Source organism: Segatella salivae F0493 (assembly GCF_000477535.1).
Classification (GTDB): domain Bacteria; phylum Bacteroidota; class Bacteroidia; order Bacteroidales; family Bacteroidaceae; genus Prevotella; species Prevotella salivae.
The window spans coordinates 124,841-136,763 of the sequence record NZ_AWGW01000007.1; the positions used below are offsets into that span (position 1 = coordinate 124,841).

9 protein-coding genes are annotated in these 11,923 nt (G+C 40.6%); 3 read left to right on the forward strand and 6 right to left on the reverse strand.

What is annotated here, in order from left to right; all coding sequences use genetic code 11:
* Positions 1–33: 33 nt before the first annotated feature.
* The 6 genes from HMPREF9145_RS03140 to HMPREF9145_RS13375 all read right to left on the reverse strand — a co-directional run bounded on the left by HMPREF9145_RS03140 (position 34) and on the right by HMPREF9145_RS13375 (position 6,253).
* Positions 34–711 carry a hypothetical protein gene (locus HMPREF9145_RS03140; RefSeq protein WP_021824992.1) on the reverse strand — a complete coding sequence of 226 codons (678 nt, stop codon included), beginning with the start codon at positions 709–711 and terminating at the stop codon, positions 34–36.
* Between the two features lie 213 nt (positions 712–924).
* Complete coding sequence (locus tag HMPREF9145_RS03145; RefSeq protein WP_021824884.1) at positions 925–1,593, reverse strand: hypothetical protein; 669 nt, start codon at positions 1,591–1,593, stop codon at positions 925–927.
* Positions 1,594–1,616: 23 nt separating this feature from the next.
* Complete coding sequence (locus HMPREF9145_RS03150) at positions 1,617–3,017, reverse strand: MATE family efflux transporter (RefSeq protein WP_021824831.1); 1,401 nt, start codon at positions 3,015–3,017, stop codon at positions 1,617–1,619.
* A 554-nt stretch (positions 3,018–3,571) separates the two neighbouring features.
* The gene (locus HMPREF9145_RS03155; RefSeq protein WP_021825113.1) at positions 3,572–4,165 is read right to left on the reverse strand and encodes an FKBP-type peptidyl-prolyl cis-trans isomerase; all 594 of its coding nucleotides are present in this window, start codon (positions 4,163–4,165) and stop codon (positions 3,572–3,574) included.
* Positions 4,162–5,715 carry a glycine--tRNA ligase gene (locus tag HMPREF9145_RS03160; RefSeq protein ID WP_036906356.1) on the reverse strand — a complete coding sequence of 518 codons (1,554 nt, stop codon included), beginning with the start codon at positions 5,713–5,715 and terminating at the stop codon, positions 4,162–4,164. Before HMPREF9145_RS03160 ends, HMPREF9145_RS03155 begins: the two co-directional genes overlap by 4 nt.
* 328 nt (positions 5,716–6,043) lie before the next feature.
* Positions 6,044–6,253 (reverse strand): hypothetical protein, encoded by a 210-nt coding sequence (locus tag HMPREF9145_RS13375; protein ID WP_155945260.1) that lies wholly within the window; start codon positions 6,251–6,253, stop codon positions 6,044–6,046.
* Positions 6,254–7,264: 1,011 nt separating this feature from the next.
* Between HMPREF9145_RS13375 and HMPREF9145_RS03165 the strand changes: the two genes are divergently transcribed.
* The 3 genes from HMPREF9145_RS03165 to HMPREF9145_RS03175 are packed head-to-tail and all read left to right on the forward strand — an operon-like array spanning position 7,265 to position 11,824.
* A complete protein-coding gene (locus HMPREF9145_RS03165; RefSeq protein ID WP_021825014.1) occupies positions 7,265–9,976 on the forward strand; it encodes a DNA gyrase/topoisomerase IV subunit A in 2,712 nt (903 codons plus the stop codon).
* Positions 9,957–10,808, forward strand: coding sequence for a DUF3316 domain-containing protein (locus HMPREF9145_RS03170; RefSeq protein ID WP_036906359.1), 852 nt, complete (start codon positions 9,957–9,959; stop codon positions 10,806–10,808). The genes HMPREF9145_RS03165 and HMPREF9145_RS03170 overlap by 20 nt, the downstream gene beginning before the upstream one ends.
* Positions 10,805–11,824, forward strand: a complete 1,020-nt coding sequence (locus tag HMPREF9145_RS03175) for a S41 family peptidase (protein ID WP_021825077.1) — start codon at positions 10,805–10,807, stop codon at positions 11,822–11,824. The genes HMPREF9145_RS03170 and HMPREF9145_RS03175 overlap by 4 nt, the downstream gene beginning before the upstream one ends.
* The last annotated feature ends 99 nt before the right edge of the window (positions 11,825–11,923 follow it).

Here is an 11,923-nt window from a genome sequence, read left to right on the forward strand (position 1 = left end):
GGTGACAATATGTCACATTTTATCACCAAAAGCCTAATGCATTTCGATGCTTATCTTGTCTTTTTGTTGTGTATTCTGTATTTTCTTATAACTCAAACACATGTCAAAAATGACACAAACTAATGTCACAACAGGAAGCAATATCCATAGGATTGAAAGCTCAAACATCATTACTAACCATGTGAAAAGGGCTGTTATAATTGCAAATTCGATAACACCCCACACCCAAGCTGCCGTGAAACTACTGCGTGCAATGACTTGTTTGGTGGTAAGAAAAATGATAAACCAAAGTCCCATCCACAACTTCATGCCAATCTTTGGACCAATGATGACGTCCCAATTGAGGTTCAGTTGAAGGGCATGAAAAAGCAAAAGCCAGAGCGAGGTTAATGCCGTGAGACTGAAAAATACGAGTAGGTTTCTTATAAAAAGATGTGTAGCCTGAGCCAACAATCTTTCCTTTGCCGTGAAAGGTGGCTGAGAAACTTCTCTGCTTAGCTTTGATTTTTCGGTAAATCTCGAATTATCTATGGTTAAAAAATAGATGGATAGGGTCAAGAGAAGCACGATAACAGGCTCTGAAAGCAAGGTCGAAATGCCGAGAATGAAAAGTGAAAGCTTGGTGACTACTATGGCCAAACTTTTTAATTTAAGTTTGTTGCAGTCGTTTAATGCAATTAAATAGCGTTTGAAATCAAAGTTTTTCATCATTCTTTTTATGAATTATATTTGGGTTGAAAAAGTTAATCATGAGCACATCTGTATGCAATAAGTTTGCGTTTACTTCGTCTGCCGCATCTGTTTCTCACACATTCATTATGTAATCTGCATCAAATGGTGCTGTTGTTTGCGTCATTTCATCGTGTCATCTGCGTCATTTCGTACCACAATCTGCGTCATTTTACTCAATAATTTCATTGCAATCTACTCTTCTTTTGAGGTGTCTGTCCCTAAGGCCAGCAGCAATAATAGCGCAAAAAATGGTGTGGTGACAAAGGAAATTAAGATCCAAAGGACTGCACTTCGTTTCTTTCTCGTTGCCAAAAAGCCCACAAGAACGTAACAACCCAAAAAGAGCGCTGCGACGAGTACAGCCGTACCTAAGGCTGCAATGGGTCCCCAGCGTTCAAAAAATCCGCTGTTTGAGTGATAGGGTGCAGTTGTTTTTGAACTTGCTTCAACGCTGTCTTCGTTTTCAGTCAACTTGTATGGCGTATTGTAGTCTTTTAGTTCAAATTTGACAATGAAGGTCTTTGCTTGGTCATTCTTTGCCACTGACCTATAATAGGCATAGGATTCATCAGCTTTAAAGGCTGGAAGCGTAATCGTTTTTGTTTCTCCTGGTGAGAGATTTACCTCTTTATAATAGTTATCATTGTCGATGGTTTGCCCCATCATATCAATGTAAGTAAGGTTGAAACAAATATCTTTTATTAACTCCTTAGTATTATTTTTCAGTGAGATTCGGGCATCGTCGTCGTTCAACGCCTGTTCATAGTCGAGCATAGTCACGGCATTTGTGCTGTCAACGGAGGTTGCAAAAGAGAGTGACGAAAGCAACATTACCGTGAAAAACAAAAAGATTCTTTTCATAATAATATGTATTTTAGGATGTATTATGCGGTTTGTATTGTCGGCTTTTCCTTTATTCCTTTCAACCAGTTGCCTCGGAATAGGCGATAAAGGAAGATTGATCCGCGGAAGGTTAGTTCGATTGCCATCGCTGTCCAGACACCTTTCAGCCCATAATCTCGGGCAAGCCATGCCGCAAGCGTTAGTCGAACACACCACATTGAAACAAGATTCATGATGGCAGGACGTAGGGTATCACCGGCGCCTACACATATACTATATGCCACAATTGACGCTGCAAAGAAGGGTTCGGCAAAGGCTTCGATGCGTAAAATCGTTGTACCGAGCGTGCGGATAGATTCAACAGGGCTTAGAAGTCCAATCATTTCGGGAGCAAAAATATACATAATCAGTCCCATAAAAGCCATGACAAGCATCCCTAAGCCTACGGTCATGTGAGCAAAACTCTTACAAAGGTCCTTGCGTCCAGCACCATAAGTCTGGCCCACTAAAGTCGTTGCAGCGTCGCCTATGCCATAACCTGGCATGTAACAAAGGCTTTCTGCAGTGATAGCAAAGGAGTTAGAAGCGATGGCAATGTTACCTAATGGCGCCACGATTAGCGTGCTAACAATCTGTGCTCCGCTCATTAACACCGACTGAATTGCCATGGGAAGACTGATTCGAATAGCTTTAGTTACATAGTCCCAAACCCATTTAAATGGCACGTTGTCAAGCTGAAGTGCTAATATTTTGTTACGTCTTGTGGCCATCCAAGCTATCGGAAGTGAAGTCGAAATATATGCCATTGAGGTGCCGATTGCCGCACCTACCACGCCCAAATGCAACATATAGATGAACAAGTAGTTGAAAATCACGTCAAGAACACACAACAAAACGCTCATAAAACTCGGTAATTGCATGTTGCCAGAACACTTGATCATGGACGCCGAAAGATGGAAAAGTAGGATGAAAGGCATGGTTAATGAGAACACCAAATAGTATTGAGAGGCGTCGTGATTAATGTCATTTCCTCCCCCTAACCACAATGGAAGTACGGAGTGAATTGACGTGCCTATAGCGGCTATAATGAGGCTAAAGGCGAGACCACAAAGCAGTCCATGCCGAAAGACTTGACGTGCTTTGAAGAAGTCATTCGCACCAATGAAGTGGGAAACTTGTACCGAAAAGCCCATCGAAGCAGCACTCATTACACTACCCATTAGCCATGTTGTAGACTCTACTAAGCCTATACTTGCTGAGGCTTCTGCCCCAAGATGTCCCACCATGGAGGCGTCAATGAAGAACATCATGACTGTAGTGATCTGGGCTAATATAGAGGGAATACTCAAACTTACAATCAGTTTGAGTTTCTCATTCTGTGACATGGGCTGGCCATTACGGATGTTTGCTAATAGCGCTTCACTCTTTTTGTTTCCTAACATACCTTATTTTAATGATGCAAAATTAATAGATTTTCGGGTAAATCACAAAAAAAACGATTCCATATTCCTATGAAACCGTCTGTCTCTCAAATCTATCAAGTTTTCTTTTACTTTCTCTTTATGTGTTATCTATTCTGAAACAATCTTTTCATTTACCTTTCAAGACTAACCTATGTTCTTTTTATAGTGACTCTCTAAATCCTGTTTCCCTGAATCTTTTACCTTATAATACCTTTGAAGATCTTTTATTTTACCTAAAACCAAATACCTATTTTAAACCTAATCTCTTTGTCTGTCTAACCTAAAACCTTTGTCGTTATCTCAATCTTTTACCTCTTTTAGACGATGCAAAGGTAGGAACGATTTCTCTTTCTGCCATATTTTTGAACGCGAAATTATGGAAATAATGTCGTTTTTTGACTTAAATCAAGCAGTTGTGTACGTGCACACATGATTCGTTTTAATACAAACATGCACATAAGTCAAGTTGACTTATGTGCATGTTGATTACACCTTATATTATATATCCTATCTTTATAGCGGTGTTTTATCGTCTATTTCTCTGCCTTTATGCCTGCAAGTGTGACATCATAGATGCGCATTGAATGGCTGGGGAGGTTGTATTGACCTTCTGAATTGCTTTCACTCAGGGCATAAGGTACATATACTCGCCATCTGTCTCCTACGTGCATGTGTTGCAAAGCGGTTGCAAAACCATCGCATTGTGCATTTACTGCAATCTCAATAGGAGCGCTAACACTGGGATTAAAGACTTCTGTTGTCCAGCTCTGGCTAAAGATTTTGCCGTCAGGATAAGTCGCAGAAGGAATCAATCGCTTTTGAACATGCACATAAACACTATCATTGTAGACTGGTGTTTTTGTCCCTGTACCATTCTCTAACACCTTAACCACGATGTGATCTTCAGGCTTTTGAAGCTCATTTCCTAAGGACCAACTACGTAATATCTTGATATTTGAGTTTGTCGATGAAGCCGTTTGAGCTTCCTTATAGACTTTATTGAAGTACTCGTTATTACGAGATTGCCAATTAGAAAACTCGTTGTTTGAGTCGCCTTCTTCCTTACATGACGTTACCACGCAGGTGGTAATCATGAGCAACAGGATATATAATAGGTTACGTTTCATTCTTTTACATTAAGTTTTTTCAGTAGACTTGAGATGCTAACACGCTCTTCCATGATGCCACGTAGGGCGTCGATGTCTACTCGTTCCTGCTTCATTGTGTCACGATAACGCAGTGTTACCTTGTGATCTTTTGGTGTATCGTGGTCAACAGTGACACAGAATGGTGTACCAACTGCATCTTGTCGGCGATAACGTTTACCGATAGAATCCTTTGGATCGCCATAGTGTGTGTTGAAATGGAACTTCAAGTCGTCAACAATCTGTTGAGCAAGTTCTGGCAGTCCGTCTTTCTTGTCGAGTGGGAATACGGCACATTTCACTGGTGCTAAAGCCTCTGGAAGCTTCAATACCACACGAGTCTCACCATTTTCAAGCTGCTCTTCCGTGTAACTATGACAGAGAACAGAAAGGAACATGCGGTCAACACCGATAGAAGTCTCTACATCATACGGAGTATAATTCTCGTTCTTATCGGGATCAAAGTATTTAATTGAACGACCACTAAACTTCTCATGCTGACTAAGATCAAAGTCAGTACGCGAATGAATGCCTTCAACCTCCTTGAAACCAAACGGCATATGGAACTCTATATCAGTAGCCGCGTTGGCGTAATGTGCCAGCTTTTCATGGTCATGAAAGCGGTAGTTCTCATCGCCCATACCAAGAGCTTCGTGCCAAGCTAAACGGTGTTTCTTCCAATATTCGAACCATTTCATCTCAGTACCAGGCTGACAAAAGAACTGCATTTCCATTTGTTCGAACTCACGCATACGGAATACAAACTGTCTCGCTACTATCTCGTTACGGAATGCTTTGCCGATTTGACAGATGCCAAAAGGAAGCTTCATGCGACCTGTTTTCTGTACGTTTAGATAATTAACAAAGATGCCTTGCGCTGTCTCTGGACGCAAATAGATTTTGTTTGTCTGGTCACTTAGAGAACCAACTTCGGTAGAAAACATCAAGTTAAATTGGCGAACGTCCGTCCAATTCTTTGTACCACTGATGGGATCTACAATACCTTCGTCAATAATGATTTGTTTTAGAGCTTCCAAATCGGGGCCTTGCATGGCCTGAGTATAGCGTTCATGCAATGCATCGCGCTTCTTTTGGTTCTCCAAAACACGTATGTTGGTCTCGCGGAACTTGCCTTCTTCAAAGCTATCACCAAACTTCTTAGCAGCTTTAGCAACTTCTTTTTCAATCTTTTCATCGTACTTTGCTATCTGATCTTCAATGAGAACATCTGCACGATAGCGTTTCTTTGAGTCGCGGTTATCAATCAATGGGTCATTGAAAGCATCCACATGGCCACTCGCTTTCCATACCGTGGGGTGCATAAAGATGCTTGCATCGATACCAACGATATTGTTATGAAGCAGTACCATGCTTTTCCACCAGTACTCTTTAATATTGTTTTTCAGCTCAACACCATTCTGACCATAGTCATAAACGGCTGCAAGTCCGTCATAAATCTCACTGCTTGGGAAGACAAAACCATACTCTTTACAATGGCTTACTATCTTCTTGAAAACATCTTCTTGTGCCATAATAATCTTTTGTTCAATTTCTTTTCTGCAAAGATACAATAAATATCGTGAAACGGCTCGGCTTTTATTATTTTTTTATATTCGTCGAAGGGTAATGCTTTTCATGCTAAACTGAATCGCTTTTCTGCTGGAACATTTTTATAATCACAAACAAAACGGGTGTACAACTTCTTTGAATCATGAAAAAAGGCAGCCCTTAAATGACTGCCGTTCTTGTTATTTCCCGTTGTCGATATCCTTATAGCGTATTATTTTCTGCCCTCTTTTGGTTTGCGCAGGCTATCTGCAGAACTTCTTTTTACCATCATTTCATGGCACAGTTTCATAGCTACTGGCGTGTATAAACAAAGTTGTCAAACGTCAGTTTGTTGTCCTTGATATAGCCTTCCACAACCTTTTGTTTGTCCGTTCCCCGCACTTTATACGTCAAGGTCACTTTGGGTGCATTATATTTATAGGCACCATGCTCGACTCCCGACTTGTTGTTGTTGAACATTGTGCATGAAAAGTCTTTCTCTCTAAACGTTAATATCTTCACGCCATCACTCTTTTGAGGGCTTGCCCAGGCTGTTCCGTCTAATGAAGATGGGCATTATCATCGTTGAAAAAAGCCATACAAGCATATATAATGCCCACAATTGTGAGCAATATCAGTACATGTTTTTTCATAACTCCTAATTTTTTATTCGTTCTGCAAATGTAGTTGATTTTTTCAAACAAAGCAAGTTTTTGTCTCATTCTTATCTCTTTTTTAGTTGGAAAAAGATTACTTGCGATGTTTTTATAATGGGGTTGAATAAAATGTTAATGTTTATCAGTAATATTTACAAGTGAAGTGATTTCCTGAAGCTATTCAAAACAAAAGGCTTGGTGGCTTAAAATAGCAGCTGTTTTTAAGCGTTTTGCAAGATAATGAAAATCAGATGGTTATGATTTTTGAATGAAAAGACCTCCATATTTGTGGCTGATAATCTCGTGCTTTTATTGGTTTTTCAATGCCTTTGAGGCTAATTGCAATGTAATTTAACTCATTCTTCGTTGTAAATCGGCTTCAATCATGCTGTGAAGTGGGGCAGATTGCAACGCCAAACCATTCTTTTTATGCACTTAAATCTATGTCTTTGTTCTTTAAACTCACTTTTTTACTGAAATCGGACGTTTCGATTTGCGCGTTTATCTCTATTTGAAAGTTTCTTAAAGTGTTAAAAATTAGAGCTTAATTTTACAAAAATAAAACAATAATGTGTGCTGTTTCTTGTCGATATTAGTTTCAAAAACAAAAGTTTTTTCTCTTGAATCATCCCCAAATCAACAACAAAACATAAGTTAGAAAAGCATGGTTTTTATACGCTTCCGCTATGCATTAACAAGGTAAAAGCGTCTTTTATTGCCGCATATAAATTCATTTTAAGGCGCAGGTTGCTTTTTATTGCAAGCAGCCAAGCGTCAAACTTTCTGACATCGTGAAAGGTTTTTATTTGCGTATTTCAATATTTTTCCTTACCTTTGTAGCTATTGTAATAAATACCAAGCATTAAACAATCAATTCATGGACGACGAAATAAAAGATAACGAGGCTATAAACGAGGAAGAAAATCAGGCGGCCGACACGCACTCTGACTATAAACCGGCAGACAGATTCGATGCTTCTGCCGTGCATCACCTTAGCGGAATGTACAAGAATTGGTTTCTTGACTATGCAAGCTATGTGATATTAGAGCGTGCTGTGCCTCATATTGAAGATGGTTTAAAGCCAGTTCAGCGCCGAATTCTACACTCAATGAAGCGCATGGACGATGGAAGATATAACAAAGTGGCTAATATTGTGGGCCATACCATGCAGTTTCATCCCCATGGTGATGCCTCTATAGGTGATGCTTTGGTTCAGATGGGGCAGAAAGACCTGCTTGTTGACTGCCAGGGTAACTGGGGAAATATACTCACCGGCGACCGAGCTGCAGCGCCACGATACATAGAAGCGCGCCTCTCTAAGTTTGCTTTAGACGTGGTTTTCAATCCAAAGACCACCGATTGGCAGTTGAGTTATGACGGAAGAAACAAGGAACCAATCACTCTTCCGGTGAAGTTTCCGTTACTTCTTGCCCAAGGTGCTGAAGGAATTGCAGTCGGCTTGAGCAGTAAACTCTTGCCACATAATCTCAATGAGATATGTGATTCGGCCATTAAATACTTGAAAGGAGAAGACTTTCAGCTTTATCCCGACTTCCCAACTGGTGGTGCTATCGACGTAAGTAAATACAATGATGGCCAACGAGGCGGTGTGTTGAAGGTGCGGGCAAAGATAGAAAAGTTAGATAACAAGACTTTAGTTATCCGCGAAATTCCATTTAGTAAGACCACAACTACCCTCATAGATAGTATATTAAAGGCTATAGATAAGGGGAAGATTAAAGCCAAACGGGTGGATGACAACACGGCAGCTGAGGTTGAGATTCAAGTGCATTTAGCTCCTGGAGTGTCTTCGGATAAGACCATGGATGCCTTATATGCCTTCAGCGATTGCGAGATAAATCTGTCTCCTAACTGCTGTGTTATTGAAGACAATAAGCCTGTTTTCCTTACCGTTAGTGATGTGTTGCGTCATGGAGTCGATCGAACGATGGGACTCTTGCGCAAGGAATTGCAGATTAGAAGAGGCGAATTGTTGGAACAACTGTTCTTTGCGAGCCTTGAACGCATATTTATTGAGCAGCGTATCTATAAGGAAAAGAAGTTTGAACAGGCTGCAAACATGGACGATGCCATAGCATTTGTTGACCAGAAATTAACGCCTTTCAAGCCCGACTTCATTCGAGAGGTGACGCGAGATGATATTCTTCGGCTCATGGAAATCAAGATGCAACGTATCTTAAAGTTTAATAAAGATAAGGCAGATGAACTCATTGCACGCATCAAAGCAGAAGTAGCTGAGATTGAAAACGACTTGAACCACATGACGGATGTAACCATTAATTGGTTTACTTTCATTAAAAACAAGTATGGAAAAGACCATCCTCGTCGTACGGAAATACGCAGTTTTGATACCATTGACAGTGCAAAGGTCGTAGAAGCTAACCAAAAACTCTACATCAACCGACAGGAAGGATTCATCGGAACGGGCTTAAAGAAGGACGAATTTGTTTGCAACTGTTCTGATATTGACGACATTATATTGTTCTATAAGACAGGAAAATATAAGATTATAAAGGTTGCCGATAAGATATTTGTAGGCAAAGGAATCATTTGGTTGCAAGTGTTTAAGCGGAATGATAAGCGTACTATCTACAACGTTGTATACAGAGATGGTCGTGATGGCTATTATTATATGAAGCGATTCAACGTGACCAGTATGACACGTGACCGCGAATATGACCTCACTTTGGGCACTCCGGGGTCGAAAGTGACTTATTTCACAGCCAATCCCAATGGAGAAGCCGAGACGATAAAAGTGATTTTAGAACCTGATCCAAAGAAAAAACGACAGAATATCTTCTTGGAACGCGACTTCAGTAAGGTCAATATTAAGAGTCGTGGGGCTAAAGGTGTCATCCTAACCAAGCAAGTTGTGCATCGCATTGGACTGAAAAGCTTAGGCCATTCGACGCTCGGCGGTAGGAAAGTGTGGTTTGATCCCGATGTGAAACGCATCAATTATGAAGAGCACGGACGTTATCTTGGGGAGTTCTTTGATGAAGATCGCATCTTGGTTATACTTGATAATAACGACTTCTTCATAACAAATTTCGATGCAAACAATCATTATCCAGACAACATAATGAGGTTAGAGAAGTGGCAAGCTGACAAGGTTTGGACCGCCGTTCTCTATGATGCAGACAACAAAGGCTATCCCTATATGAAGCGGTTTACGATGGATGCCATCTCAAAACCACAGAATTTTGTAGGTGAAAACCCTAATAGTAAGCTTATTCTTCTTACAGATGAGGCCTTCCCTCGCATCAAAGTAACTTATGGAGGGCATGATGCCGCACGACCAGATGAGGAGATTGATGCCGAGAAGTTTATCGGACAGAAGAGTTTTAAGGCTAAAGGTAAGCGCATATCTACGTGGCAAATTGCGACGATTGAAGAGCTTGAACCGACTCGTTTCCCTGAACCTGAAGAACAAATCGAAGAAGATGACACTGAGGATGAACCTGAAAATCTTGATCCAGACGCAGGAAAGGGCTCACAACAGGTGATAGATGAGATCAACGGACAATTGAGTTTATTCCCCGATGACGATGAGAATAACACGAAATAATATGATAATAATGGGGATGCTACTATGGTTTTCCCCATTAATCTCTGTCGCCCAATCTGATGATAGCAATCAAAATGAGCGCATCATTGCCAATAGTAAGATGATAGGATGGGGCAGAACGAACCTTCTTGACACGTATCTTAGCCCCGAAGAATACGTCGGATTAGACCTTCGTTACATAAGCCATACACTGCGAAAACGTAGGAATAGCCGCGTGATTCATGAGTTAATACATCAAGGAAACATTGCTTATGTGGACAATAGAGCACGTAATGGCCGAGAGATTGCAAGCAATTATAACTTCCAATTTGGGTTACATTATCTCTTCAAAACATGGAACTTGTCGCGCAACCAGTTACATTTCGAGGCGGGAGGGAATGCAGAAGTCAACCTCGGATTCCTTTATAATACGCGCAATAGCAATAATCCTGCACAGGCACGACTATTTATCAACGTTGTTCCTACAGCCGCATTGACTTATGATTTCCATCATCCTTTCCGACCAAGTGAATATCGTGATTTCAGGTTACGTTATGAATTGGGAGTTCCTTTGATAGGGTTGAGGTTCTCACCTAACTATGGTCAGTCTTATTATGAGATATTTTCGAAGGACAATTATGACCATAATCTTGTGCCAACTACAATCGGAAACGTTCCTTCTTTGCGTCAGATGTTGACCTTAGACTTCCCACTTTTCCATGCCGTTTTCCGTATAGGATATCAAGGTGAGTATCTGCAAGCACACATAAATAAGTTGAAATTCCACGCCTATACAAACACTTTACTGCTCGGAGTGACAAAAACCTTTAAGTTAACACGCGTAAGAAGATGAAATATTTGCATCATTATATAAGGCTGTTGCTGTTGTTTCTTAGCGTGATTCTGCTTTCGGGATGCGTCAAAGATGAGGAGTTTACCAATGATTCACGTGGTAACTTCAAGGCGTTATGGCGTATTATGGATGAGCATTACTGCTTTTTTAGTGAGAAAGAAAAGCAATTTGGGCTTGACTGGAATGCTATTTATCAGCGTTATAGCAAGCAGATTAATCCACAAATGACCGAAGAACAGCTCTTCGAAGTACTTGGAAATATGCTTGGAGAGCTACGAGATGGGCATGTAAATCTAATCACCAGCTTCGACATTGCACGCAATTGGTCGTGGCATGAGGATTATCCCGCGAACTTGAATGACTCATTAATCAGTTCCTATCTAGGCAAAGATTATCGCATTTCGAATGGAATGAAGTATAGATTACTTGATGATAATATAGGTTATATACGTTGTTCTACGTTTGAAAATGGCTTTGGTAGTGGTAATCTTACAGACATTTTGTCGTATTTTCTCACGGCACGTGGCCTCATTATTGATATCAGAAATAATGGTGGAGGCATGATTTCGAGCGCCGAAGAACTGGCTGCTCGCTTCACAAATAAAGACATTTGCGTGGGTTATATCCAACATAAGACGGGACGAGGACACAATGATTTCTCCGAGATGAAGGCGCAATGGCTGCGTCCAAGCCGTGGACTGAGGTGGCAAAAACCTGTTGTTGTGCTCACAAATCGAGGCGTTTATAGTGCCGCAAACGAGTTCGTTAAGTATATGAAAAGCTGTCCTAAGGTTACAATTGTAGGCGATAGAACCGGTGGAGGGGCTGGAATGCCTTTCAGTAGTGAACTCCCCAATGGCTGGAGTGTACGCTTTTCAGCTTGCCCTATCTATGATAAGGATAAACAAACAACAGAGTTTGGCATCGCACCTGATGTGCAAATAGGTCTTAATCAGTTTGATATTTTCATGGGATATGATTCAATTATCGAACAAGCACGTAAGATATTGAGATAGAGATGTTTATAAACATAAAAACTTTTCTTAAAACTTGACAGCGCTTTTGAGTTATAATATTTATCTTTGTGATGGAGCTTAGAAGATGAAGAGCTTCAT